At 41.1% G+C, this 25,830-nt stretch carries 33 protein-coding genes, 2 tRNA genes and 1 riboswitch; of the genes, 26 read left to right on the top strand and 9 right to left on the bottom strand.

Annotated features, from left to right (window positions below; translation table 11 throughout):
• Window positions 1-67 precede the first annotated feature (67 nt).
• The 19 genes from POV27_RS06365 (at window position 68) to POV27_RS06455 (ending at window position 11,278) form a co-directional block, all read left to right on the top strand.
• Window positions 68-517, top strand: coding sequence for an Lrp/AsnC family transcriptional regulator (locus POV27_RS06365; protein WP_272861908.1), 450 nt, complete (start codon window positions 68-70; stop codon window positions 515-517).
• 91 nt (window positions 518-608) lie between these two features.
• Window positions 609-1,982, top strand: a complete 1,374-nt coding sequence (locus POV27_RS06370) for a hypothetical protein (RefSeq protein WP_272861909.1) — start codon at window positions 609-611, stop codon at window positions 1,980-1,982.
• 11 nt (window positions 1,983-1,993) lie between these two features.
• Window positions 1,994-2,065, top strand: a tRNA-Lys gene (locus POV27_RS06375).
• Window positions 2,066-2,068: 3 nt separating this feature from the next.
• Window positions 2,069-2,141: transfer RNA gene (locus tag POV27_RS06380), tRNA-Arg, on the top strand.
• Window positions 2,142-2,288: 147 nt separating this feature from the next.
• Window positions 2,289-2,543 carry a hypothetical protein gene (locus POV27_RS06385; RefSeq protein WP_272861910.1) on the top strand — a complete coding sequence of 85 codons (255 nt, stop codon included), beginning with the start codon at window positions 2,289-2,291 and terminating at the stop codon, window positions 2,541-2,543.
• Window positions 2,544-2,671: 128 nt separating this feature from the next.
• Complete coding sequence (locus POV27_RS06390) at window positions 2,672-3,070, top strand: hypothetical protein (protein WP_272861911.1); 399 nt, start codon at window positions 2,672-2,674, stop codon at window positions 3,068-3,070.
• A gap of 134 nt (window positions 3,071-3,204) precedes the next feature.
• Window positions 3,205-3,663: a TspO/MBR family protein gene (locus tag POV27_RS06395; RefSeq protein ID WP_272861912.1), complete on the top strand. Its 459-nt coding sequence runs from the start codon at window positions 3,205-3,207 to the stop codon at window positions 3,661-3,663.
• Between the two features lie 32 nt (window positions 3,664-3,695).
• Window positions 3,696-4,109 carry an ester cyclase gene (locus tag POV27_RS06400; RefSeq protein WP_272861913.1) on the top strand — a complete coding sequence of 138 codons (414 nt, stop codon included), beginning with the start codon at window positions 3,696-3,698 and terminating at the stop codon, window positions 4,107-4,109.
• Between the two features lie 47 nt (window positions 4,110-4,156).
• Entirely contained in the window at window positions 4,157-4,990 is an 834-nt protein-coding gene (locus POV27_RS06405) for a cyclase family protein (protein WP_272861914.1), read from the top strand.
• 3 nt (window positions 4,991-4,993) lie between these two features.
• Window positions 4,994-5,500, top strand: coding sequence for a hypothetical protein (locus POV27_RS06410; protein WP_272861915.1), 507 nt, complete (start codon window positions 4,994-4,996; stop codon window positions 5,498-5,500).
• A gap of 104 nt (window positions 5,501-5,604) precedes the next feature.
• The gene (locus POV27_RS06415) at window positions 5,605-6,081 is read left to right on the top strand and encodes a carboxypeptidase-like regulatory domain-containing protein (RefSeq protein ID WP_272861916.1); all 477 of its coding nucleotides are present in this window, start codon (window positions 5,605-5,607) and stop codon (window positions 6,079-6,081) included.
• Window positions 6,081-6,704, top strand: coding sequence for a Crp/Fnr family transcriptional regulator (locus POV27_RS06420; protein ID WP_272861917.1), 624 nt, complete (start codon window positions 6,081-6,083; stop codon window positions 6,702-6,704). Before POV27_RS06415 ends, POV27_RS06420 begins: the two co-directional genes overlap by 1 nt.
• A gap of 66 nt (window positions 6,705-6,770) precedes the next feature.
• Window positions 6,771-7,010 (top strand): hexameric tyrosine-coordinated heme protein, encoded by a 240-nt coding sequence (locus POV27_RS06425; RefSeq protein ID WP_272861918.1) that lies wholly within the window; start codon window positions 6,771-6,773, stop codon window positions 7,008-7,010.
• A 190-nt stretch (window positions 7,011-7,200) separates the two neighbouring features.
• Window positions 7,201-8,202, top strand: a complete 1,002-nt coding sequence (locus POV27_RS06430) for a helix-turn-helix domain-containing protein (protein ID WP_272861919.1) — start codon at window positions 7,201-7,203, stop codon at window positions 8,200-8,202.
• An 86-nt stretch (window positions 8,203-8,288) separates the two neighbouring features.
• Complete coding sequence (locus tag POV27_RS06435; protein ID WP_272861920.1) at window positions 8,289-8,810, top strand: hypothetical protein; 522 nt, start codon at window positions 8,289-8,291, stop codon at window positions 8,808-8,810.
• 11 nt (window positions 8,811-8,821) lie between these two features.
• Window positions 8,822-9,421, top strand: coding sequence for a DinB family protein (locus tag POV27_RS06440; RefSeq protein ID WP_272861921.1), 600 nt, complete (start codon window positions 8,822-8,824; stop codon window positions 9,419-9,421).
• 11 nt (window positions 9,422-9,432) lie between these two features.
• On the top strand, window positions 9,433-9,867 hold the full coding sequence (locus POV27_RS06445) for a nuclear transport factor 2 family protein (RefSeq protein WP_272861922.1): 435 nt from the start codon (window positions 9,433-9,435) through the stop codon (window positions 9,865-9,867).
• A gap of 87 nt (window positions 9,868-9,954) precedes the next feature.
• Window positions 9,955-10,656 (top strand): CPBP family intramembrane glutamic endopeptidase, encoded by a 702-nt coding sequence (locus POV27_RS06450; protein ID WP_272861923.1) that lies wholly within the window; start codon window positions 9,955-9,957, stop codon window positions 10,654-10,656.
• Between the two features lie 124 nt (window positions 10,657-10,780).
• The gene (locus tag POV27_RS06455; protein WP_272861924.1) at window positions 10,781-11,278 is read left to right on the top strand and encodes a hypothetical protein; all 498 of its coding nucleotides are present in this window, start codon (window positions 10,781-10,783) and stop codon (window positions 11,276-11,278) included.
• On the opposite strand, the gene POV27_RS06460 is transcribed toward POV27_RS06455, so the two are convergent.
• From POV27_RS06460 to POV27_RS06470, 3 genes are read right to left on the bottom strand one after another with little or no spacing between them, the layout of a single operon-like run.
• Complete coding sequence (locus POV27_RS06460; protein ID WP_272861925.1) at window positions 11,265-12,056, bottom strand: ABC transporter ATP-binding protein; 792 nt, start codon at window positions 12,054-12,056, stop codon at window positions 11,265-11,267. The two genes, POV27_RS06455 and POV27_RS06460, sit on opposite strands and share 14 nt — an antisense overlap.
• A complete protein-coding gene (locus POV27_RS06465; RefSeq protein WP_272861926.1) occupies window positions 12,056-13,087 on the bottom strand; it encodes a FecCD family ABC transporter permease in 1,032 nt (343 codons plus the stop codon). The genes POV27_RS06460 and POV27_RS06465 overlap by 1 nt, the downstream gene beginning before the upstream one ends.
• A complete protein-coding gene (locus POV27_RS06470) occupies window positions 13,084-14,226 on the bottom strand; it encodes an ABC transporter substrate-binding protein (protein ID WP_272861927.1) in 1,143 nt (380 codons plus the stop codon). The genes POV27_RS06465 and POV27_RS06470 overlap by 4 nt, the downstream gene beginning before the upstream one ends.
• Before the next feature lie 45 nt (window positions 14,227-14,271).
• Window positions 14,272-14,476, top strand: a riboswitch (cobalamin riboswitch).
• Between the two features lie 85 nt (window positions 14,477-14,561).
• On the opposite strand from POV27_RS06470, the gene POV27_RS06475 reads away from it, so the two are divergent.
• The 3 genes from POV27_RS06475 (at window position 14,562) to POV27_RS06485 (ending at window position 17,543) form a co-directional block, all read left to right on the top strand.
• Window positions 14,562-16,490: a TonB-dependent receptor plug domain-containing protein gene (locus POV27_RS06475; protein ID WP_272861928.1), complete on the top strand. Its 1,929-nt coding sequence runs from the start codon at window positions 14,562-14,564 to the stop codon at window positions 16,488-16,490.
• Between the two features lie 115 nt (window positions 16,491-16,605).
• Window positions 16,606-17,088, top strand: a complete 483-nt coding sequence (locus POV27_RS06480) for a hypothetical protein (protein ID WP_272861929.1) — start codon at window positions 16,606-16,608, stop codon at window positions 17,086-17,088.
• On the top strand, window positions 17,085-17,543 hold the full coding sequence (locus tag POV27_RS06485; RefSeq protein ID WP_272861930.1) for a hypothetical protein: 459 nt from the start codon (window positions 17,085-17,087) through the stop codon (window positions 17,541-17,543). Before POV27_RS06480 ends, POV27_RS06485 begins: the two co-directional genes overlap by 4 nt.
• Before the next feature lie 3 nt (window positions 17,544-17,546).
• On the opposite strand, the gene POV27_RS06490 is transcribed toward POV27_RS06485, so the two are convergent.
• Together POV27_RS06490 and POV27_RS06495 are read right to left on the bottom strand one after the other, a co-directional pair.
• On the bottom strand, window positions 17,547-18,254 hold the full coding sequence (locus POV27_RS06490; protein ID WP_272861931.1) for an SIMPL domain-containing protein: 708 nt from the start codon (window positions 18,252-18,254) through the stop codon (window positions 17,547-17,549).
• 96 nt (window positions 18,255-18,350) lie between these two features.
• Entirely contained in the window at window positions 18,351-19,757 is a 1,407-nt protein-coding gene (locus POV27_RS06495; RefSeq protein ID WP_272861932.1) for a S41 family peptidase, read from the bottom strand.
• 150 nt (window positions 19,758-19,907) lie between these two features.
• On the opposite strand from POV27_RS06495, the gene POV27_RS06500 reads away from it, so the two are divergent.
• From POV27_RS06500 to POV27_RS06515, 4 genes are read left to right on the top strand one after another with little or no spacing between them, the layout of a single operon-like run.
• Window positions 19,908-20,414, top strand: a complete 507-nt coding sequence (locus tag POV27_RS06500) for an RNA polymerase sigma factor (RefSeq protein ID WP_272861933.1) — start codon at window positions 19,908-19,910, stop codon at window positions 20,412-20,414.
• Window positions 20,401-20,874 carry a hypothetical protein gene (locus POV27_RS06505; protein ID WP_272861934.1) on the top strand — a complete coding sequence of 158 codons (474 nt, stop codon included), beginning with the start codon at window positions 20,401-20,403 and terminating at the stop codon, window positions 20,872-20,874. Before POV27_RS06500 ends, POV27_RS06505 begins: the two co-directional genes overlap by 14 nt.
• Before the next feature lie 25 nt (window positions 20,875-20,899).
• Window positions 20,900-21,433: a DUF4252 domain-containing protein gene (locus tag POV27_RS06510; protein ID WP_272861935.1), complete on the top strand. Its 534-nt coding sequence runs from the start codon at window positions 20,900-20,902 to the stop codon at window positions 21,431-21,433.
• 3 nt (window positions 21,434-21,436) lie between these two features.
• A complete protein-coding gene (locus POV27_RS06515) occupies window positions 21,437-21,982 on the top strand; it encodes a DUF4252 domain-containing protein (protein WP_272861936.1) in 546 nt (181 codons plus the stop codon).
• Window positions 21,983-22,502: 520 nt separating this feature from the next.
• Here POV27_RS06515 and purB read toward each other — a convergent pair.
• From purB to POV27_RS06535, 4 genes are all read right to left on the bottom strand, one after another.
• Window positions 22,503-23,846, bottom strand: coding sequence for an adenylosuccinate lyase (purB, locus tag POV27_RS06520; RefSeq protein ID WP_272861937.1), 1,344 nt, complete (start codon window positions 23,844-23,846; stop codon window positions 22,503-22,505).
• Window positions 23,847-23,985: 139 nt separating this feature from the next.
• Window positions 23,986-24,399: a DUF3592 domain-containing protein gene (locus tag POV27_RS06525; RefSeq protein ID WP_272861938.1), complete on the bottom strand. Its 414-nt coding sequence runs from the start codon at window positions 24,397-24,399 to the stop codon at window positions 23,986-23,988.
• Between the two features lie 169 nt (window positions 24,400-24,568).
• On the bottom strand, window positions 24,569-25,135 hold the full coding sequence (locus POV27_RS06530; protein ID WP_272861939.1) for an adenylosuccinate lyase: 567 nt from the start codon (window positions 25,133-25,135) through the stop codon (window positions 24,569-24,571).
• A complete protein-coding gene (locus POV27_RS06535) occupies window positions 25,135-25,815 on the bottom strand; it encodes an SIR2 family NAD-dependent protein deacylase (protein WP_272861940.1) in 681 nt (226 codons plus the stop codon). Before POV27_RS06535 ends, POV27_RS06530 begins: the two co-directional genes overlap by 1 nt.
• Window positions 25,816-25,830 lie beyond the last annotated feature (15 nt).

Here is a 25,830-nt window from a genome sequence, read left to right on the forward strand (position 1 = left end):
GCATTAAATTTATATTTTTTATGCATAATATGCTAAATAATTAACAATATTTGGTTATTTTTACTGTATGGTAGATTCTAAAGACTCGGAAATCATTCGTTTGGTTCAGACCAATGGGAAGCTCTCATATGCAGAAATTGGGGAACAAGTGGGCCTGTCTATCACGGCTGTAAAAGAGCGTATCAAGAAGATGGTCAACTCAGGGATACTTAGAGATAATGTCTACATTCCCGATCCTGATCTGCTGGGTTTCGACATCTGCGCATTTGTACAAGTATTGATGCCTGTCCCGGCCGAAGAAGCCAATTTTGCAAAGACGATTAACGAGGTAGATGAAGTACAGGAATGTCATTTCATCACGGGCGAATATTCCTATCTACTAAAAATCAGGGTACGAAATACCAAGGCTTTAGAGCGGGTATTGGGAGAGAAAATAAAAACCATTCCCGGGGTTGTGCGTACCAATACCATTATGTCGCTAACCACTTCAAAGGAGACACTTCGGTTGAGTCTGTAATTCTCAGTTTATATAATGAAAATTTGACTACGCAAATAGATTGCGTAGAACTGCTATAATCTTGTCCCTGTAAACAATAAATGAATTAATCATGACCGACTTTGCAGCATTATACAAAAGTTTGCAGGAACGAAAAAGACCTGAAGATGTAGCCGAAATGATTCTCGAGGTATTGAGTGGTCAACTATCCAACTCTGAAAGGAGAATTTTGGAACGAGCAGCTAAGGGTTCCCTAAAGCGTTACGTATTTGGGTATACGTCTATGTTGCAGGAATTCTCAAGGGCAGTTGGTGCTAATAAGCAAATAAACAAGGCCATCGAAATTTTCGAATTGGAATCTGTTGAGAATATCAATGGAAACCACGCACCCGACATAGAGAACTTTTTAAGGAAAGTTTCTCCGCTTATTCATAAGGAATATGGTCGAAACAACTTTGTTGCCGATCGTTTAAATAAGTATGAGCGGGAGGCCAAAGGAATGGATATTTCCAAAAGGAATTACAACAAAAAATGGCGGCTTATTAAGCGTTTGGAAAACAAACTTCTTAAGTTTCAACGGGAACAAAAGAAAGTTGAATTTCAAATGATCGCTAAGCACGGTATTGTACACCGCTTGGATTTTGAAGAATTCAAAAAAGACAAGAACACTGCTTGTTTTATAGCGTACTTTAATGCGAGATGTAACCTAAGAAGTGTATTCACGAATAAGAGTCAGGCTAGGGCCTATGATGAGATCAGTGATATGTTATTCAAAAGATGCCAACGACAAGATGCTTCTTTCTTAAAGAAGATGAGAGGTAAAAGGAGTGGAGTTGCTGAAGGAAAAACCAATTGGTTCGCCATATCCCATATCTATACTTCTAAGGAGGTATTAGATCACTTAAGTGAAGTTCAGAAGGGCTGGCTTTTGGGAAAATGGACGACTATTCTTCAGGAAATTGCCGAATTGTTGGGTGAGGTTTGGAGCAGTAGTTCTATGAATCGCGCTACCATGATCGTTAGACGAGGTAACGATTCCACTACCTGGAACAACACCGCCGGTGCTTGGAATAAAGCAAGGGATCATTGGATGAATCTTATCTATGCCATGGGTATGGATTTTATTCTCGACGATTTGTGTTTTGGAAAAGTGATGCGATTAATGGCGGCAGATGTAGCTTCCTGGCACCATTTCTCGGGTGGAGGTTTAGATCCAAACACAGCGGTTTGGAATGATTTACCATTACCTTGGGAAGTGTTTAAAGGACAAGCTACATGTAATAAGCAGATGGTCATTGCCAGCTGTCGAAAAGTGAGCTTGGATCCCGAAAAGTCGGGCTGGATAGCCCCACGAACACATGGTGTAGAGAAATTTACGCCAACACCAGAGTTGGTGCATGGCGTACAAGTGGCTAATGCGTATTTGGCCACCGTATTGAAGAAGCATAAATTTTACTCCGGTAAAAAAGCTAAAATATATACGTAGTATTAAGCAAGGATGGGTTAATTCAGTGGTAGAATACCCGGCTCTTACCCGGGCAGACGCAGGTTCGAGCCCTGCACCCATCTAATTCTGATATAGCTCAGCGGTAGAGCGCCCGGCTCCGGTTCCGGGAGGACGTAGGTTCGAGCCCTGCTATCAGAACCTTTTTGAAAGCAGGGGTTATTTCCATTGGAGGTAACCCCTTAAAAACCCAAGGCAAAATACGGGCATAATCTGGAGGTTATAACTATGTTTAAAATGCTGATTATCAGTTAATTTTGATTTAACAAACATTTAAAATTAATAGTTATGCCACATTATGCTCAAGGGACCACAGGTTGGACCAAATTAAGCGGGTACCAAGCCCTTTGGGACCCAAAAATTGACCTAGGTAAATTTTACTTCACCACATTTCAGGGGAAACGAGAAGAAACCCCTTATATGACATCCGAAAACTTTGCCCGCGTTATCGATATTCTAAGAAATGAAACACCTGTATATGGTAATGCCAGTACAGGATCGGTAACGACGCAAGGAGAAGCCGTAGGGGAAGAAGAAAGTTAATTGACAACCCTTTTACAAAGGAATGAGGGCATGCTTTAAGGCGTGCCTTTTTTAGTTGAAACAACCTTTTCTATGATTTTTGCGTCTTAATAGATAACACAACCAGTTAGGGATAAAATTCACCTTATATGGAACCATTAAGCACCGTTTGGCATTTTCCCATAATGATCCTAGCCTCCTTGCTCTTATTTTTCGTAATTATTGCTTTAGTTATTGGTAAGTTAGCATTCCAAAGGCAAAGTAGCATCATTATCATTCTGTCCTTATTTGTTGTGGTCGTAGGAATGTTATTTGGTAAATACGGGGCGCAATGGGGACTACCTTGGTGGGTATATTATCCCGTTCCCATGCTCATGACCGTCCTGTTACCTCCCGTAGTCCTTAAAATGAGAACAAGACAAACCGTATTTTATTTAGTACTTAGCTTCCTGTCCGCACCCCTTATCCATGTCCTCTTTTCCTTTTTCTTGGGTTGGCAGGAGTACATGCCCTTTTTGGATATTCCATACATAGGCGATCTTTTTTGATCTTTTTATGGTACCATTCCCTAAGGGAAAAAGATTCTCTTTTTAACACCTTCTTGTCCTTGCATTAATGCGTATATTTATTTGTTCTTTTTCGGACCCAAAATCATACCGAATCATTTTATCCGAACCATCACATGATATATAGAATTATTGCATTTCTCATTGTCAACTTTGCTGCCTTGGGAATTAGTAGTTACTTCACCGGTATAGGTGTTCCCGGCGATTGGTACATCAATCTAAATAAAGCTCCATGGACACCCCCAGGATGGGTATTTGGAGCTGCCTGGTCTACCATTATGATTTGTTTTTCTATCTATATGGCTTATGGCTGGGGCATGGTTTCAAATAGAAAGCGCTTGGCAACCCTGTTTGTTGTGCAGTGGTTTCTAAACGTAGCCTGGAGCCCCGTTTTCTTCTTCTACCAAAATACCCAGTTAGGATTTGTGGTCATCGCATCATTGGCCATCGTAGTAGGGTATATGCTATTTTCGTATGGACGAAAATTTAAATCCTATTCGTACCTTTTACTACCCTATTTTTTGTGGTTAGTATTGGCCAGTTCACTGAATGGATATATACTTTTTAACAATTAATTCCTTCAGTAACCTCATTCAGAAAAACCAAAATGATGACCTCTAAAGAAGACCAAATTCGATACATCGCCCGGCATCTTATGGAGTTAGGGGACGTAGACGTAGTGCGTAAGGCCTTTACGGCAAATTACGTAGCTCATGCCGAAGGCAAAGACTATAAAGGGCATAATTTTCTAGAGCAATTTTCCAAACTGATCCGAAAATCCATTCCGGATATCAAGGTGACGATTATAAAGGTGTTAGTAGAAAAAGAGGACACAATCGCATGGCTACGTACATTAGAAGGAACCCATACCGAGAACATGATGGGGATTCCAGCATCGAATAAGAAGATCGTATGGAATGAAATGATAGTGAGCCGTTTCGAAGAAGACAGAATAGCCGAGGAATGGGTGGTTTCCGAATTACTGGGGCAGCTATTACTAAAACAATCTTTCAAGAAATAAGTAAGTGGATATTTAGTAATTTTAGGACTATAGCAAAATGACCTAATATGAAAACAAGACCAACCTACCTTTTTGGCTCTTTATTGATGCTTTCGCTACTCTTTATAGGTTGTAAGGAACAAACGGAGTCAACGGAAGAAGATACCTCGACCAAAGAAATACAGCCAAAAATCGTTGACCTCTCCCATGAATATTCGCGAGAGACTATCTACTGGGTGACTGCCAAGGAATTCGAACTCGATACCGTTTTTGAGGGTCATACCGAAAAGGGATATTACTATTCTGCCAACAACTTTACCACAGCCGAACATGGAGGGACCCACATTGATGCACCCATCCACTTTGCGGAAGGAAGGCAAGCCGTGAATGAAATACCATTGGAAAAATTAATCGGTGATGCCATTAAAATTGATGTCTCTGCCAGAGCTTCCAATAATCCGGATTATGAAGTGAGCATTGAGGATTTTACCAATTGGGAAACCAAAGAGCAAACCACCATTCCCGATGGAAGTATTGTTTTGCTGTACACCGGATACTCTAAATTTTATCCCGATAAGCTGAAGTATTTGGGCACTGATCAGCGAGGGGAGGAGGCCGTGAAATTACTGCACTTTCCAGGACTATCGCCTGCTGCGGCCGATTGGTTGGTAAAGAACCGAAACATCAATGCTATTGGTTTGGATACTCCCAGTATCGATTATGGCCAATCGCAGAATTTTGAAAGCCATGTCATATTGCTTTCTGAAAACATTCCCGCTTTCGAAAATCTAACAAACTTAGAAGGATTACCTTCCCAAGGATTTGAAGTCATTGCGCTACCCATGAAAATAAAAGGAGGGAGTGGAGCGCCGCTTCGTATCATAGCTTTGGTAAAAGAATAACTTATGCGTAGTACCGCCCAAATAAAAACCGCTCTTTTTCTCTTACTTTTCGTCATTTTCTATGGTTGTCAATACGATCCTTATGCCAAGGATTACAACACTAAAAAGCCCAGTACGGTAGACATGGTGGGACGGTATTTTCTGGAGAAACAGACAGTGGATCATGATATGACTGACTTTAAAAATGCTGAAACACAGGAAGTCGTAACGCCCGAAATTCGGATTCACTCCAATGGCACCTATAAAGTGATGAACCTTCCAAGATTTAATAGGGAAGGTCCCCATGAATTTCTCGGATTGATAAGCCATGATGGAAATTGGACCTTTACAGAACGAGGAACTGTGGATAAAGGAGGGGATAAATTGGAAACGACTTGGGGCATTCTTTTGGAAGGATTACCCGACGAAGTCCTTGTGCCCGGAATCATGTACAATAAATCACCACACAAACTAATTTTTGGTTTTGGCGATCCCGATAATGGAAATGCCATGTTGTTTAGGAGGGAATGAGACGAAGATTCAGATATAGGAGTACGAGAATTATTTGCGCTATTTCAATTGGAATAGTTTTAAGCATTACTGGGTGTTCGAAAAGGGTCGCTGTATGCGGAGGATTGGCTGCTCCTGAATTAGGAACGAACTATGATGAAAGTAAACTGGTTTTCCTTGTTGATTCCACATGGCAAGGGATTGACCAAATTGATAGTGAAATTACCGAATTGCAACCATCTAGAATTAATGATGCCACCTCGGCAATTCTCTATGGAGATGTCTTCTATAAAACTTTTACGTCTTCGGATTCAGAAAACGAGCCCATGGCATTTGCAATAATTACGGCCCGCGATATTAAAACGGATTCCATATATGAAGAGTATTCTCGCCTAAATGGGGCTTACAAGCTTAAAGTGAGTGCATCTTGTTATGATTTCGAAGTAAGTTACGTGGGTTACAATACAGTAAAGGTTACTAATGTTTGTTTGCAGGAAGGGGAACTCCTTGGATTTACCACTAAAATGGGAGTTGGGAATTCTGTTAACGAATATTATGTCGATGAGGGAAAATTAGTCAGAACAGATAGTAATACCAAATAATGAAAACCCAATTCCTTGCCCAGTGTTTTCCCCTTTTAGAACGAAGCTTGCTCGAAGAGATGGAGGCGTCGGCTTCTATTAAAAGCTTTGCTGCTGGGGAATATATTGTTAGGCAAGGGCAGTACATTCGGTTTTTGCCCATGGTGTTGAGTGGTAATGTGAAGGTATTCAATCAGGAAGATGCGATTCAGTTTCTATTATACTATATCGCTTCGGGAGAGACCTGTATTTTTAGTTTTGCCCATATCCTAAACGAAGGCCCTTCCGAATTTTCTGCCATTGCCGAACTCGATAGTGAACTCTTGTTGCTTCCTATGGATAAAGTACGTTTGTGGCTTACGAAATATCCTTCCTTTTGCAATATGGTGCTCAAAGATTATCAAAAACATTACGAAGATCTATTGCACACTACCAAACAGATCGTTTGTCATAACCTAGAAAGTCGATTGCTCAATTATCTTCAGAACAAATCCGAAAGGGAACAATCGGATGTATTGAAAATATCCCATCAGGACATTGCGGACGATTTGGGAACCTCTAGGGAGGTCATTTCCCGATTAATGCGTAAACTCGCGGCCGATGGAAAGGCCATTCAGGAAGGTCGCAAAATAAAAATACTCTAGTGTGACATATGTTACTGTTTTGGAAAGGACCAGGGACTACTTTTGAAAACATCAAAATTCAACATTATGTCCGATTCCATAGAACTCATCCCTGGAAATTCATTACTTACCTATTCCCCGGAAGCGGGACGTGCCTTGGCCATTAAAATGGCACGCTTGTCCATTAAAGTGACCCAGCCCGATGCTACAGTACGAGAGAAATTGCGTCCGGATTATGCCAATGACGCCGATATGCTCATTTCCATTGCCCATGTCATTGCGGCCGAGTTTGCCACTATTGCCCAAGCGAATAATTACTGGAGATAGACTACAATTCGTGATTCTATCCTTTATGGGATAATTCTTCAAGCTAAAGCTTAGAAATTTGTTTTTTTGGTACTCATGGGAATCAATTAGAGGTCATTATATTTAAATAAACATGTTCTTTAAAGTATTTTGGCTAAGAAATATTGATTTTTACAATCAATACATGAACCTGTAAAGTTCAAATCACTTAATGTTAACAACTGGTCTCATCTTAATTCTTGCATCCATTGGCTTGGCACAAGGACTGTTCTTAAGTTTTTATGTTTTCAGTCTTAAAAATGGACACGGTAAAAAACACTTTTTCCTGGGGCTATTCTTATTGGGATTAACCATTAGAATTGGTAAATCTGTATTGAATTATTATGTGTCACTGGAAAATTGGCAAAACAACATAGGTATATCGGGAATCCTCATTGCCTCTCCTGCCTTATGGTTGTATGGGATCGCTCTTTTTGAAAAAAGCAAAACCATTCGACCAAGGGCATACTTACATTTTGTACCCTTTGTTCTATTTCTCTTTTTTATCCCTTTTGTTCCTAGAAGTGGAAACTTTGAGTCCTTCTGGAACTATGGCATTGCAGTGTTTCATTTGTTGTTCTACCTAATTGCCTCTTGGAGATACCTATACAAGAACAAATCGAAGGTAAACAGAAGCCTTTATAATTGGTACCTGAAAATTTTGATTGGCGCCACACTCATTTGGATTCATTACGTTGGAAACCTATTGGATTTCACGTATTACTACATCAGAGGTCCGATCTTCTATTCCTTATTAATCTACGCCTTTAGCTATCTCTTTTTGCATCAGCATCGCTTGCAGTTACAGAAATACGGTAGCTCTCAACTGGATAAAAAAAGTTCGCAAAGGCTGTACCATCAAATTAAAATGTTGTTTGAAGATGAAGACGTCTACCTAAACGAGAAGGTAACCCTCGAAACCATTGCGAAAAAGTTGAATGTAAAACCACGAGAGGTTTCTCAAGCGATAAATGAGAATGCGAATCAGAATTTTTATGATTTTGTCAATCAGCATCGAATAGAAAAAGCCCAAGTGCTTTTAAAAGATTCCACCTACAAGAATGAAAAAATTGCCACCATAGCCTACGAATCGGGCTTTGGTAATGTTACTTCTTTCAATTTAGCCTTCAAGAAAAAAACAGGTACAACTCCTTCAGCGTATAGAAAAGCGTAATTCCTTTTTTTCGTTAACAGGAACATGTTTTTTTAAGTGTTTTAGTCTCTTATTTCTGAATATTGAGCAAAGAATCAATGTTCGGTATGAATAGACAAAAATTCATTTTCGGTTCACTTTTAGGTTTAGGAACGGCCATCGCTGTGCCAACCTATTTTCTTTCCACATCAAAAAATGAACAATCCAATAGTGCCAAAAGCGAGCCTGATCAATTAGACATTGGCCTTATAAAAGAGTTCGTAATCTCGGGCCATTCGGATTTGAAATTGGTTAAAGAGATGCTTAACGAACATCCTAATCTCATTAACGCCGCTTACGATTGGGGAAATGGCGATTACGAACAAGCCATAGAAGGAGCTATACATATGGGCAACAAGGAGATTGCGAACTACCTTATGACACAGGGAGCCAGACCCAATATTTTCGCTTTTACAATGCTGAGCATGACAGATTTGGTGAAATCAATTATTGAAACCTATCCAGAATTACTTTTTGCAAGAGGACCACATGGCCTAACGCTATTGCATCATGCGCAGGTGGGCGAATCTAAAGAACTTGAAAGCTACTTTTTGCAAAAGGGCTTGACAAAACGAATGATTAAAAATTAGATAAAACTTCCATGAGAAAACTTTTAATGCTATTCATCTTTGTGTTATTCATTCAATGTTCCAGCGATAATAGTGTGTTGTCTAAAAAGGAGCGAGACTACGCCATTTCCCAATTAAATACCTCCAAAAACCAACTATTAACGGCTATTGAAGGCTTAAGCGATGCCCAGCTTCATTTTAAAAGTGACGAAGCATCTTGGTCCATTGCAGAATGCACCGAACACATCACCCTTTTTGTAGATGAAGTTTTTGAAATACTTGAAGAATCCCTCGAGCTTCCCGCCAATCCAGAAAGACGTAAGGATGTGAAGTATTCGGATGAAGAATTAATGGCTTATGTACAAGACAGGACCGATAAAACCAAAACTGATGAAGATTACGAGCCTAATAAGATATATGGTGATCACACGGCAACCATAAATGCCTATAAGAAGAAAATGGAAAAGCATGTGTATTATATACAAACCACAGAAGACGATTTAAGGAATCATTATGTGAATTTTGGAACAGTAGACACCTTTCAACTATTCCTGTATATGGCCGCGCATACCCATCGCCATATTGCACAGATTAATGAAGTTAAAAACGATAAAAACTTTCCTAAGAACTAAATAAGATCCATATGAAGAAAATAGCAATTTTTGGGGTACTACTATTATTAATAATAGCCTGCAAAGACGGTTCAAGGGGCAATAACAATTCAGAGGTTGCACAAAATTATTCTAGTCTAACACCCGTAGAAGTAGTAAATAAAAGGATGAACTACTTTAATGAACACAATTACGATGCGTTCATAAAACTCTACAACACCAACGTGGAGATTTACACCTACCCGGATAAGCTAATGGGAAGAGGTTCGGATAGATTAGCATCCATTTTTAAATCCGATTTCGAAAACAAATTGGTGTCTGTGGAAATTGTAAATCAAATGGATAATGGCCCTTATGTTATCAATCATGAAATTGTAACCAACGATGGCGAGGAAACCAAGTATATTTCAATTTATAAAGTGGAGAAGGGACTTATTAGCAGCGTTAGTTTTGTACGCGATTTTTAGCACCAGACAAAAGAAGTATAAAGAACAAAGAAAAATTGTAACGGGGCTTGCATTCATGCCGTCTAACTAGACCATCAAACTAACAATATGAACTTAACCAACGAATCCTCCACAGCCAACCAAAAAGGCTTCTTACTCGATCTAATCATTTACCTATCTGTAATGTTCCTCATACGGGAAGTATATTTCGAGGATCTACACTTTATCGCCAATGGCCTTATGTGGTCATCATCAACTTTAATCGTGGCCATGTGGAGAATGAAAGTACGAAACATTTCGTGGAAGGATCTTGGACTTCGAAAACCCGAAAACCTCTTGAAGACCTTCTTGGTCACAGTTGGGATTTTAGCTGCAATCCCAGTGGGTATTATGATTTTTAAGATCACTCAAGACTTTTTGCCCTTTACGTTGGCGCCAGATATGTCATCCGAAAACGCAGCTTCAAAGTTTGGGGATTTAAAGGGGAATTGGATTCACTTTTTTACCATTATCCCTTTTGTGTTAATACAATCCACGTTGGAAGAATTGCTAGATAGAGGCTTTTTAATTACGTGGTTTGAACGGTTGTTTTCTTCAACCACTTTTGCCACTGTCATAGCTGTCCTTGCCCAGGCTATGATTTTTGGCTTTAGGCATTCTTATGATCTATCGGAAAGATCTGTTACGGTAGGCATTATAGGATTAGTTATGGGAATAGCTTATGTGAAGTTTGGCAGAAACTTATGGCCCTTAATCATCGCCCATTGCGTTTTGAATACGATCTCCATGGCAGGAAGGGTAATGGATTAAATAGCAAGGGTACCCCAGTCGAATTCCGAACTACACGAAAATTGTTAGCGTTAAATACTAGGAGTAACTGTAACAAAATTCAGTTTGGGGGCGTTATTAATTTACAACCAATTACTTAATCGTTATGCGAGCGCTTTCCTTTTGGACACTCTTTCTATCCACTTTTCTGGTCTATTCCCAATCTGCAGATCATTTCGATTTTTGGAAAAATGGCAAATGGGAATCAGAAATCACCATTTATAATAACGACACCATCCCTGAAAAAGACAGTTTTATAGTACGAAAGCTGGAAGGCATGAATGCTTTTACAGAAAATTGGAAGATTTTCATTGGGGATGGCGAATACGTTGATGCGAACGTTACCCGAGCCTTTGATAAGGAAACCAATCGGTGGAAGCTTTTCTATGTGGACGACCTCAATGCTCAGTTATGGGATAGTCAAAATGTGGATGGCAGATTGTATTTCTTTAAAGAGTTTAGTTATAAGGGAAAGAAGTTCTACTCAAGACAAACGTGGATTCCTCAATCCGATGGAAGTGTTGTCCGAATTATAGAACGTTCTGAAGATAATAGGGAATGGCGTATTCGGTACTGGCAGCTTTTTAAACTTATTTCACCCTAAAACTTCCCGTTTCCTCATCGAAAAAGATGGAATCCTTAGGGAACAGGTCGGTGAAGTGACCCTGCGAAATCAGATTACAAGGTTCGTCAACAACGATGGAATCGGTCGTCATCACAATCATCTTATCGGATAGCTGAATGGCCAAATCGATCTCGTGCGTGGAGAAAAGGATGGTCTTTTGGGTGTCGTTGGCGAGGCGCTTCAGGAGCTTTAAAATATAAGCACGGTGATATAAGTCCAAGTGCGTAGTAGGCTCGTCCAGAATGATCAATGGAGTGTCCTGTGCCAAAGCCCTGGCAATAGCGACCCGTTGCATTTGCCCATCGCTCAATTCGAAGCACTTTCTTTCCCGTATTTCTAGTGTATCTGTCTGTTCCATGGCCCAAAGGATCATTTCTCGATCCTTTTCGCTCAATCGCCCCAACCAATTGGTATGCGGTTGTCGTCCCAAGGAAATAAATTCGGTGACCGACAGGTTTTTGGAGCTAGGAGCTTCGGTCAATACGACACTTAACTGCGTTGCTAATGCTGCGGGAGGGAAGGAGCTAAGGGGTCTTTTCAAAATGGAAACGTCACCGTCTAGGGCCTTTTGCATCCCACTTAATGTTCGCAATAGCGTAGATTTACCAATACCGTTGGCTCCAACAAGACCGACCAATTCTCCTTCAGAAAATTGAAACTGAATCCCTTCAGCAATCACGCTCCTTTGTTTTTTGGAAGTATAGCCAATGGCAAGCGCTTTAGCCTCTAATACGATATGTTCTTTTTCTGAAGCCATTAGAAGAACAATTTACGTTTTCTTACCAAGAGCCAAATGACTACGGGCGCTCCAATGAGCGAGGTGATGGCATTAATGGGTAAGGTATATTCAGAAAAGGGGAGCTGTGCTACGGCATCACAAACGAGCATAATGATACTTCCGAAGAGCAACACGGCCGGAATTAAAATACGGTGATCTGAACTGGTAATCCACTGTCTTGTAATATGCGGTACCGCCAAACCAATGAAGGCAATAGGACCGGCAAAGGCCGTAATAGCTCCTGCTAAAATACTGGTGGTAATGATAATGACCAATGTGGTTCTTTTCATACGGACCCCAAGACTTCGCGCATAATTTTCACCCAAGAGCAAAGCATTTAGGGATTTACTCGAAATAAAAGCAATGATGATACCTACTATAGTGCAAAGGCTTAAAATACCAATGCCACCCCACGACTGATTCCCCAAACTTCCGAAGGACCAAAACACATACTGTTGCAGCTTTTCAGCACTACTGAAATAGGACAAAACAGCCACTACGGCCGCAGTCACACTCCCAAACATCAATCCGATAATAAGAATGGCCATGGTGTCTTTTACACGTAGGGTTACTGCCAGTACCGCCAATAACACCAGAAAACTCCCAAGGGCGGAAGCAATGACCAAACTCCAAGAACTGGTAAGCCATGTACCCAAAACACCTCCAAAAACACCGGCACCCAAAATGAGGACTGCCACACCTAAACTGGCTCCACTACTAAGCCCCAAAACAAAGGGTCCTGCCAATGGATTACGAAACAAAGTTTGCATGAGCAAGCCCGAAATGGCCAATCCACTTCCTACCAATACGGCCGTAAGCGCTTTGGGCAATCTATAGTCTGTAATAATATATTGCCAAGACGATTTGGAAACTTCTCCACCCGTCAATGCGTTGAAAACTTCAGAAAAGGGGATGGTGACCGAACCGAGACTCACATTGAGAAAGAAAATGACCACCAGCAAAAGTGCTAGGAGAATAAATATTCGGCTATACGATCGTGGTGATTTCATTCTTCAAGCAAAGAAAAAAAGTATAATTCGTGATCGGGGATGACCTCTGGATGCAATATTTTAATGATGTCTTTTAGTACGATATCGGGTCGGTTAGGAGCCAACTCATAGTATAGAACTCCGCCCGTTTCTCCTTTTTTGGTAGTAAAACTATACACCTGTTGGTTTTTAAAAGCATCAAACTCGGTATATACGGTATGTGCTTCTTGTAGTTGTGAAAAGCTGGAAAAGCTTCCTGGACCGATCCAGAATTCGGCATGTTGTCCCTTTTCCAAAACGGATTCTAGGTTTAAGGAAATACTCCCTGTTCCTTCGCTGTCTTTCCAGAGATACTCCCCTCCGGCATCTTCAATAAATCGGGCGGCCCAACTATCTCCTTGTGGGAGATGCCAAATATCCTTAAACATAGCACCACTCAATACCGTAGGTCGGGTAGTGGTTTGTGAGGCCAATGCCTTCGCTTGATTGTAATTCTGCTCTATTTCATTGAAAATACTATCTGCTTCTTTTTCTTTATTATAAAGCGCTCCAAAGAATTTGATCCATTCGGCCTTTCCCAAGGGATGGGTTTCGGTCCAATCGCTATTGTACAATACAGGAATGCCCATTTTCTTTATGTTCGCCACGGTTTTGTTAGAACCTTCTACCGCGAAGGTGACTACCACATCTGGGTTCATATCGATAAGCATTTCCGTATTGAGGTCTTCATTCTTTCCGAGCTCCTTTATCTTTCCTTCTGCAATCAATCCACGGGTTTTTTCGGACGAGATATAATCTAAATTCGGGAAACCTATCAAAGACTCTGCTTCACCAAGCATTTCCAGAGAGGGAATATGCGTGGTTGAGGTCACGACCAAATTGTCAATTGGAACGTCGAGGACTGCGTCAACTTCGATTTCACCTTCCAAAGCGGTATTGGCATCTTTTAGTACATAGCGAAAGCTCGCATTTGCTCCCGGCCACGGATTCGTTAGGGTTATATGTTTAAAACCGTCACGATTTTCTATCGTAAAACCTTGGGCATATTTAATCTCGGTCTTGTATTGGGGTTGGGTAGTTTCTTGCTCGGCAGACTCGTTGGTTTTCTTACAACCCACTGCCAAAAGAGCTAATGAAATGAATAGGATTAGGTTTCGCATGCCCAAAAATAGGAGTTTTTATTTGGTGCTACCGTATACGCGCCTTATTTTCGCGTCGAATTTTGGTGAGGGTTTTCCTCCACAGGAAAACTTTCTTAAAAGGGAATTTGGTGCAAATCCAAAGCTGTTCCCGCAACTGTAAGCCGTCCGTCATGGATAGTGTACAACTTCAACACCACTGTTCTTAGGAAGAATGGGAAGGTATACACAAGAGGCGAGCCAGGAGACCTGCCAGTTTTCACATTTTGTCAAACTTTCGGGATAAAGGTTTGGGAACGTAAGGGAAGAGCGTGAGCTCTACTTACTTCTATCTTTTTCCGTTTTAATCATGTAAAATGAAAAAACACCTATTCTGGGCATTGACCCTTTGTGCATCTTCCTTCATCGTTGCACAAGAAACACAAAAGGTAGAGCAATTGGACTCGGTATTTATAGATACCAAGGTCCCATTAGCTCGAAAAAACAGTGGTAAGGTGGTCGTTTCCATCACCGCAGAAGACCTAAAACAACAAACCGGTAAAAGTGTTGCACAAATCGTAAACGAAGTTTCCGGAATCGAAATCAATGGAAGCCGAAGTAACGACGGACAAAACCTCGGGTACTTTGTACGTGGGGGACGTAACCGACAGGTAGTGATTATGGTAGATGGGGTTCAGTTAAATGATCCTTCTCAAATTTCCAATGATTACGACCTACGATTGGTTCCCGCGACTGCCGTGGAATCCATCGAGATTATTAAAGGAGCTTCCAGTGTGCTCTATGGAAGTGGTGCCGCAACAGCGGTAATTAGTATTACCACCAAAAAGGAAGCCGAAAAGGGAATCTCTGGAGACTTTACGACAAGTATTGCTACCAATGCACCGGCAGATGCCGACGAACGTAAACTGGGACAGTTTGTGAATCATGCGACCATAAATGGTACCTTAGGTAAGTTCCTCTATAATGCGAGTTTCAGTAATCGCTATACGGACGGACTTTCGGCTGTGGCTGCACCCGAAGGAGAAGATGCTTTTGAAGCGGATATATTCAACAGTTTTAGTACCAAAGTAGATTTGGGCTACAAAATTACTGATGCCATCACCATTAAGCGATTCTTCGCATCCGATCAGTTTGAGACCGAATTCGACGATTTCAGTTATACAGATGCTGATTATTTGGGAACTACCGAGCAAATCAGAACAGGGGGAACCTTCCGATGGAAATATAACAAAGGGAGCTTGGTTATTAACGATAGCCATAGTTGGATAGATCGCGAGTTTGCTTCTTCCTTTCCTTCAAAGTCAGACGCACAGACCAGTACGTTCGATGCCTACGCTAGCTACCAAGTAACTTCCGAATTAACGGTTTTGGCCGGGGTAAATGGGAACTTCAGTAAGTTCAATTCATTCTCCGTTCCATTTGGGGCTACCGATTTTATTCAGAATGTAGACGAAGAAACCGCCAAGTTCGATATCATCGACCCGTATGTGAATGCTACTTACATTTCCGATTTTGGATTGCAGGTAAATGCCGGGGCACGACTGAACAACCATAGCAACTATGGTACGCACATCGTATATAATGTAAACCCGTCTTATGGATTCGATTTTGGGAACAATAACTTAAAGGTCTTGGGATCGTATAGCACAGCCTATATCACTCCATCCTTGTTCCAGTTGTACGATCCTTTGTATGGAAATGAGGAATTGGAGCCAGAAGAGAACACTACGATAGAGGGTGGATTAGAGTTCACCGCTGGAAAAGATTTTAGAGTAAGTGCAGTGTACTTTACAAGAAACGAAACCAATTTTGTGGATTTCGTAACTGTAGATCCGGAATTGTTTGTTTTCCAATATCAGAACATTTCCGACGAATTCGATACCAGTGGAGTAGAAGTAGAGGTATCCAAACAATTTGGGGATTGGTTGAAGGTTGCTGCCAATTATACCAATACCCAAGCCGATGATCGTTTTGCCTTGCGAATCCCCGAGCACAAAGCCAACGCAAGAGTAAGTTATGCGCCTGATAACAAAACCTTTATCAACCTTAGCTATTTATATACCAGCGATAGGGATGATAGCTTCTTTAATTCGGAAACTTTTTTAAGTGAGACCGTGGTCTTGGAAAGTTTCGGATTGCTGAATTTCACTGCCAGTCGTCAGTTTACCGACAACGTTCGCGTATTTGCTGGTGTGAGTAATATTCTGGATGAGGAGTACGAAGAATTGTACCGTTTCCAGACCCGTGGAAGGAATTTTCAGTTTGGACTGAACTTAAGTTTTTAAACTGTTTTATTCATAATTGTTTGCAAATACCCCCAACCATTCGGTTGGGGTTTTTTATTGAGGTATTAACGATCTCTTGTGAAAAGTAACGGGCAAGGCTTCCTATCTTTGAGATATGAGGATTGTTATAAGTGCACTATTTCTAATTGTTTTGGGCTGTAAATCGAATGATACTGAAGTATCTGAAGATTTATTGAAGAGTCAGGCTCTGATTGGGAAATGGGAAGTTGTAGCATCAGATCAATACTATGCGTATCACCCACCATCATGTCCCAGAATAGGCGTTGGAACCGTGATGGAGTTTAGCAATGATGGAAGAATAAGGGTGTATTATGAAGGGGAAACCTTCTATAGCTGCAATGGGGAGCAATCGTATTGGATTGAAGACAACAAACTTATTTTCTTCGAACTGGAAAGTACATGGGAGAGCGAAATTCTTGAGCTTTCCGAGGATAGATTAACCACAAAAACAGCTTCCTATCAATACAATCTTTCTCCGTGGTTAATTTATGGTTTAATGACCTGCGAACCCATTACAAACCCTGTTAATATGCCAGAGGACGACATCGTAATGAGTTTTAGAAAAGTGATTTTATGAGCAAATTGAAGTCGAAAAGCATCTTTATTTCCTACCTCTTCGGACTACCTTTTGGAGGCTTGTCTATTGCGGCCACGATTTTCCTTCCGGGACTCATTTCAGGAGAAGGGCTCTTTACCATGGCCATGCTAGCTGTTTATGGCAAGGCCGCTATTGGATTGACCGTGGGGTTTCTCGTTGCTCTTTGGATTGGGGGTGTTTTGGTATACAAAAGTGTGGTAAAGGGAATACCTGTGTTATGGACAGCGTTGCGGTATTCCCTAACCACGAATTCGATTATTTGGATGATCTTTTGCGTGATCGTGCTGCTCACTGTAAAAGAAGAGCCCTTTTTGTTTCTTATCCCTGCTGCCATTGCTTTCACCTTTTGCGTAGTGGGAACCACATTTACCTTGGGATTCCTTATTTCCTATATCGTACAGCAGATGCATAAGAATGCATTTCCTAAACAATAGTTTTTAAAGGATCTCGAAACAGACCGTAACTTCGGCCTGTACCTTAATTTGTTTGAATCCTATATAGGTTTCATTTTTAATTCCATATCCTCTTGCCACTCTGGAGCGATAACTATTTGCTCCTCGCACTAAAATGCCTGTTTGAAGATGCACATCTGTAGTTTCAATATCTGATGCGAATAATACTTTTCCAGTTTTTTGTTGTAAGGGTTGTAATATAGCATTAGCCTGTCGTTTTGCTTTACTCACTGCCTTTCCCCTTAATTCTATTTTCAGTTCTTCGAACTTCGAATATTCATATTTTTCGAGACCAATGTTAGAAATATTGATGAGTTCCAATTCTCTCATTACCTGTCCCGCTGTTTTGCCGTCATAAACCAACAGGGTATAGGACTTGTTTTTAAGGATGTCCGTCTTTCTAAGGAGATACTTTCGAAAATCGCTGTCAAGGTCTGATAGGAATAATTGCTTATCGGTATCAATTCCTATGGCTTTGAGCTTTACCATCATTCGGGTTTCTAACTCCTCTACCGAAATTTTTCCTCGGGTATCTTTTTCTGAAATGGTGATGGACAAATAAATTCTGTCGGGAATCACCTCGGTGGTATAGGTGGCCGAAGTTTCCAAATAAGGCTTCTCTAAGAAATTCTGATTCTGGGAGAAAACATTACATGTCAATAAGAATAGTGCAAAGAATAGTAATTTTTTCATGGCTTGTAATTTTATGATCACAAACCTAAGATTTCACTAATCGTTGAGGTAACCGTATTGAGGGAACCCTTCTTTTAGTTTAGGGAAAATCCAACACTATCTATTGCCGTCTACATACATAATCTGATAGGCAGGCGAAAAGGCCTTACTTTCAGATACGGTCTTCAAAGGAACAAAGGAAGCTCTAGGTCGAGGTGCAGGAACGCCTGTAATTTCTGCTATGGCGGCTGCTAGTAAAGGCTCATTGGGATCACCCAATTGACCCAAATTGGCATAATCCTCCTCTACAAGAACATCGGGGGGCAATCCATCCACAAAATCGGTTACACCATTCTTGTTAGCCGTTTTAAAGACCAAAGGCAACATGGCGTAGGTATGGTTAGGATTGGCCTGTGTACGGCTAAAATTAGGTGCTGGAGCATCGTAGAGTAGGAAAGAGGCCTGAAACTTACCAGTAGTGGTATCACCCACCTTTACGGTATTGATATGAGCATCCAGTCCGTTAATTACCAATTCACTGGCTGATGCCGATCTTCTGGTCGTTAAGAAGTACACTTCGTTTAAGTTTAAGCTGTTGATAGCATCTCCCGTAGATATGGAGGTGTTAAATAACCCTGCGCCCGCATATTCTGCCTGGCGATCGGCATTCCATTGTTCGGTATAAAATACATCGCCGCTAAACTGCCCAGTTACCATGGCACCAAGATCTACTGCGGTTTCTACAGATCCTCCGCCATTGTAACGAAGATCGATTACCAAATCCGTAACCCCGTCCGCTTGAAACTGTGCAAAAGCATTATTAAGTTGGGGGTCGAACTCGTTGGTAAAGGCATTGTACATGAGATACCCAATCTTTTGTCCGTTGATATCCAAGGTGCGTACAATATGTACCGGATTTTCGGTATACTGTTCTTTTACCAATCCAACGGTTTCGTTAGTGGGCGTAACTGTTTGTCCATCGAAAGTGGCCAATCCAATAGTGTAACCACTTGGGGATAACAGATCGTTGAAGTTATTTTCGGTAATCTGGGTACCGTCAATTCTATTGAATATCATGCCCCGTTCAAGTCCGGCCTGTGAAGCACTGGTATTGGGTAGCACATAGCGTACGTATCCAAAAACATTACCGCTCCCATCCGGATAGAATACCAATCCAAATTCCATTCCATTGGTTTCGGTAGTTCCTCCCAGTGCATTTTCTAAAGCAATGTAATCGTCTACAAGAATACTGAAACGGTCTTGGTTCGATTTCAAATAGTCAAAGAAGCTTTCAGGGGTGTCGAAACCATTCAAAAATGTATTGTATTCGTCATTGGTAGCAAAAGCATCGTCTGCCAGTTCGGGGGTATCGGCTTTATAGAGGTAAAAGAAATTAAGCCCGCGCCAAATAAAATCGTTAATGGAAGAGGTAGAAGCAGGGGTTAAATTATCATCATTATCTTCCCAACAGGAATAACAGATGAGAAATACGATAAGCAATAGGGGCAAAAAGCGCTTTTTCATGGCAAATTTTATTTTCAGAATCTATAGCATAAGTCTATAAAACCCCTAAAGTACTTACATTATTGTGATTTAAAAATAAAATGTAACAAAAATAATTGTGGGTCGTCGTAGAGATAGAATGGCATCATTAATGTCTGTAAACTAACCATCATGAACCAAAAAGAGTTTTTAGCCAAAGTGCTACCCTATAAGGACAAACTGTACCGTTTGGCAAAGCGACTTTTGGTTTCAGCGGAAGAAGCAGAAGACGCCGTTCAGGAAGTGTATTTGAAATTGTGGAAAGGAAGGGAGAATATTGGAAACTATAAAAACCCAGAGGCGTTTGCCGTGACCATGACAAAGAATTATTGTTTGGACCGATTAAAATCGAAGCAGGCTTCGAACTTGAAAATTGTGCACAGCAATTTTCAGAACGGCGAGAACCTTCAGAAAAAGGTCGAGGTAAACGATGGGGTAGAATTGGTTTTCAAAATCATGCAAACCCTACCTGAAAAGCAAAGAATGGTCCTTCAGTTAAGGGATGTAGAGCAGTTCGATTTCGACGAGATCGCTGAAATGATGGAAAGTACAGAAACTGCCGTAAGGGTAACCTTATCCCGAGCACGAAAGGCCGTTAGGGAACAATTAATAAAACAATACAACTATGGAGTTAGCTGAAATTGAAAAATTATTGGAAGTCTATTTCCAAGGGGAAACCACCCTGGGAGAAGAGGAATTACTGCAAGAGTTTTTCGCTTCTAAACAAGTGCCCGGCCACTTAGAAGTATACCGTCCCATGTTCGTAGCCTTTGGTCAGGCTAAGGAAGAAACCATACAGACGGAGATTGTACTTCCCAAGAGCAGAACTTTCAACTATTGGAAGTGGGGTATTGCGGCTTCCTTCGTAATCCTTTTAGGGATTGTAGGTTTTATGTTCAATGACGGAGGTGGGCTCACCGACGAAGAAGAACTAGCTTTGGCCGAATACAATAAGGCCAGGGAGACCATGATGCTACTTTCGGCAAACTTCAATCAAGGAACGGATGCGATGCTCCATTTAAACGAATTTAACAATGGGATTGCCAATATGTCGGTAATCGATCAATTCAATGAATCTAAAAAATTAATCCTAAAGTAAAACCCAAAATTTAAAAATAGAAACGATGAAGAAGATAGCAATTTTAATGGCCTTACTAATCACCCCGATGTTAGTGACTGCACAAAGTGTGTTCGATTCTTATGAAGAAGAGAGTGAAGTGACTTCGGTGGTAGTAACCAAGAATATGTTCAAATTATTGAGCAAGATCGAGGTAGATTCCAACGATCCAGAGGTGCAGGAGTATATGGAGATGGTGAACAGCCTAAACAATATCAAGGTGTTTATTACCGAAGATGATGGCATAGGCTCCCGTATGAAGGCCGACGTTCAGAAATACGTATCTGCTTCCAAAGGATTGGAAGAGTTAATGCGAGTTAGGGACGATGGAAAGAATGTGAAGTTCTACTCCAAACAAGGAAAGGACGAGAACCATGTAAGCGAACTGTTGATGTTCTTGGAAGGGGAAATGGATGGTAAGGAAGGAACCGTGATCATGAGTATCACCGGGGATATCGACCTGAAGCAAATCTCCAAGTTGACCAAGGACCTTAATGTTCCAGGAAGTGATGAATTAGAGAACGTAAAAAACAAAGGATAAGTCATGCAACTTGTAAAAATTCTAACCGCCCTAACCATTGCTCTCCTTACTATGGCGAGCTGTACAAATGACAAATCTTTGCAGCGTTATTTGGTCGATAAGCAAGAGGACGATCGATATTTGAAAGTAGATCTTGCCACCAGTTTGCTGCAAAGTGATGAAGCCACCTTTACCGAAGAGCAGCAGGAAATCCTGAACACTATTAAAAAAGTGAACATGGTAGCCTATCCGCTCAAGAGTGGAAATGAAGCCGAGTATAACGCCGAGAAGAGCAAAGTGCGCGAAATCATAGATCAGGAGAAGTATAAAACACTTTCCAAGATGAAATCGAAAGACACCCACATTACCTTAAAGTATTTGGGTGAAGAAGATGCCATAGACGAAGTGATCGTGTTTGCGAGTAATGAAGAAAAAGGATTCGGGGTATTCCGATTGCTTTGTGACGATATGAAACCCGCACAGGTATTGCAACTTATGAATTCTATAGATAGTGGCGATATAGACGTATCGAAACTGTCCGGATTCAGCGAAGTATTCGATGCTATGTAGAAAAGAAAATAAACTATAAGTATCTGAAAGCCTCTATGTTAGAGGCTTTTTTTTGTGCCCAATTTTCAGCTTTTTTTGAAATTTTCATGTCGTTCATAGAATTGTGAATGCCTTTGAGCGAAAACCAATTTTTGTAGGAGGTGTTTGTAGGAAATCATGCCTACATTCGTATTGTTAGCTTAATGTAGAGTGATGGTGTTTTAGAGGACAACAAACATTTCCGGTCCAGAGACCCCTACGGTTGAAAGGGATAGGTGAAGAAATGTTGAAGGCTCCGGGTGGGGATTCGGGGCCTTTTTCTTTGAAAAATTGAATTTATCTAAAAATATCGGCTGTATACCGAAAACTACTTTTTAAAGGTATTAGGTTTGGCACATTGGTATACAGTTTGAACTTAGCCTATTGTGGTTGCAAAGCCCCCGAACTACGCAACCTTTATTTCCGGTCCAGAGACCCCTAATTTAAAAGGGATAGGTGGTGAAATAAAAAGACAGGCTCCCTGCGGGGAGCCTTTTTACTTTTAGATACCTGTATAATTTCCTGGGGTAATCACCCGCATTTCCGCCTTTATCGCTTCCGAAACCTCCAAGGTTTCAATAAAATCTGCAATGGATTGTTGCGTAACGGTCTCATTGGTCCGTGTAAGCCCTTTTAAGGCTTCATAGGGGTTAGGATACCCTTCACGTCGTAGAATGGTCTGAATGGCCTCTGCTACCACGGCCCAGTTGTTTTCCAGGTCTTCAGCAAACTTGGCTTCGTTCAATAATAATTTGTTCAGTCCTTTAAGGGTCGATTGCAATCCGATAACGGTATGCCCCATAGGCACACCAATATTGCGCAATACGGTACTATCGGTAAGATCTCTTTGAAGTCTACTAATGGGTAATTTGGCCGACAGATGCTCAAACACCGCATTGGCGATTCCCAAATTCCCTTCACTGTTCTCAAAATCGATAGGATTTACTTTGTGCGGCATAGCACTACTTCCTATTTCCCCTTTTTTGATTTTCTGTTTGAAGTAGTCCATCGATACATACGTCCAAATATCACGATCCAAATCAATTAAGATAGTATTGATTCGCTTAAGGCAGTCGAATAGGGCCGCCATATGATCGTAATGCTCTATCTGGGTCGTAGGGAAGGAGTGATGCAAGTACAGTCGCTCCTGAACGAATTGGGTTCCGAATGCTTTCCAATCGATATCGGGATAGGCTACCTTATGCGCATTGAAATTTCCCGTGGCACCTCCAAATTTGGCGGCACTTTTTATGTCGTTCAATAAATCGAATTGTTCTTCGATTCGGGTTACGAACACTTGAATTTCCTTGCCCAGTCGAGTAGGGGAAGCCGGTTGTCCGTGGGTACGAGCCAACATAGGTACGTCTTTCCATTCTTCAACCAGTTCTTTCAGTTTGTCCTTTACCGAAAGTAATTGGGGAACATACACCTCATTCATGGCTTCCTTAAGGGAAAGTGGAATAGCCGTGTTATTGATGTCCTGAGAGGTGAGCCCAAAGTGAATGAACTCCTTATATTTTTCTAGTCCAAGTGCATCGAATTTCTCCTTAATAAAGTACTCTACAGCCTTTACATCGTGATTAGTCACCTTTTCGGTGTTTTTAATGTGTTGGGCATCCTCGGTAGAAAATTCCTGATACAACTTTCTAAGTTCTGGGAACAGGGAAGTATCGAAATCGGATAATTGTGGCAATGGGATTTCTACCAATGCGATGAAATATTCAATTTCAACCTGAATACGGTACTTTATAAGAGCCTCTTCAGAAAAGAAAGGAATCAATCCAGAAGTTTTTGAAGCGTAGCGACCGTCGATGGGAGAAATGGCTTGTAATGCGTGGTTGGACATAGGCGCAAATTTTGAAAGCGCAAAGATACGGAACATCTTGGTTTTGGGTTCTGGGTTTTTGGGTTTTTTGACGGAAGGTTGAATTGTTTAGCCGTTGAATCGTTTGATCGAGTGATACCCTATTTTATTAGGACTTAAATTAGTTGAAGAAATAAGTTTTAAATCCACTAGCCAAGGCGATAATCACAAAAAACAACCCAAATATTATAGCAAACTTGGGGAATGCAGATTTTTTTAGCTCCGATTCGGACACTATCAAAATTTCCTTGTCTTCAATATGATAATAGATGTTTTCCTTAGTCTTGTTGGGTTTTCTGCCCGTTCCGAGATCACCTTTTTGCGTAATGATGGTACCGTCGGTTAATCGAAATCGATATACAGGAAAGTAGAAATAGTTTTCTTTCTTTTTTTCTTTAACATATTCGATAATTTCGGCTTCGGTTTTTACGCCCTTGTTTGCAATTCTCCTATTACTTTTAATGATATATAGGCCAGCGAGTACAAAGGCTGATCCAATAATGAAAAAGAAAATAGCACCTGCGATATCTCTCATTTTTCAATTAAACCATTAAACGTTTCAACATCTCAACCGAGAACTCTTAAATGACTCCTCGATACATTCTACTTCGCTTCCATGCTCTCAGCTTCGTAGAACACTCGGAGTCCAACTAGGAAACCTTGAACCCGAAACCATCAAATCCGTCAACTGCCACTGCATACAGCTAACTGCGTCTGATTTTCGCCAAAATCTTCCCACCCCGGTTCTTGTATCCGGCGCTACCTGTATGGATATTCCGTTCAATAATCTGTTCCAGTTCGGGATGAATCCAATCGTATTCCGTGCCTAGGTAGTACAAACAGATCATTGCACGGGCCTGGCAGGCCACTTTCTGATCGGTAATCATCCAATCGAAGCAGAATTCGGTCATCTGTAATTTATGTTCTTCGGTGAGGAGCTTTCGCAATTCGGGATTTCGTTTTTTGTAATAGTCCAAACACAGCTTTTCACAGAGATTGGCCAAGGGGCGAACGGACTGATCTTTCTTCACTTTCGGAATGCTTTCAAAGAAATAATCCAAATGGGGAAAGAGGATGGGAGGTTGTTTCAAAAACACGAATTCCATTACCCAAGCGGCTTTATGAGAAAGCTCGTCCTGTTTGTCATTAAAAACATAGTCCAACAGTTCCCTAAAAGTTTCCGGATGATCCAGTACCCATAAGGCACCATTCATCCGATTTTCTCGGTACGCCTTCTCATAGCTTATTTGTTCAAGTAATCCTGAATCCATTAGGAAAATGAATTTATAGCTTGGATTGCTTTAGGTACTCCTGTGGTTGCTTTTTCGGCGTATACGGAAATACGATGGGAGGAAGAAATGGACGGATTAGGATCTATAAAATGCACTTGTGCCCCCGGAGTTGTATATTGAATAAGTCCGGCAGCCGGATATACTTGCATCGAAGTCCCAACGATCATAACGCAGTCGGCCGCAGCCACCAATTCTACCGCAACTTCGATCATGGGTACCGCTTCTCCAAACCATACGATATGTGGACGTAACTGATGGTTATTCTCACACATATCGCCCAAATTGAGATCTTCCTTCCAATCCATGACCAAGGTTTCATCGAAAGTACTTCTCACTTTAAGAAGTTCGCCATGCAAGTGAACAATGCGAGAGCTCCCAGCCCGTTCGTGCAAATCGTCCACATTTTGGGTAATGATCACCACTTCGTGCTCCTTTTCCATTTCGGCCAATGCGAGATGAGCGGCATTGGGGCCAACTTCCAATAATTGGCGCCTACGTTGGTTGTAGAATTCTAACACCAATTCTGGATTTCTTGCAAAGCCCTCTGGGGAAGCTACTTCCATCACATCATGACCTTCCCAAAGGCCGTTACTATCCCTAAAAGTTTTAAGTCCACTTTCGGCACTGATTCCAGCTCCTGTGAGCACTGCAATTTTCATATATAGCGTATTTTT

Origin of the sequence: Aureisphaera galaxeae, assembly GCF_028561275.1 — a bacterium.
Lineage (GTDB): Bacteria > Bacteroidota > Bacteroidia > Flavobacteriales > Flavobacteriaceae > Aureisphaera > Aureisphaera galaxeae.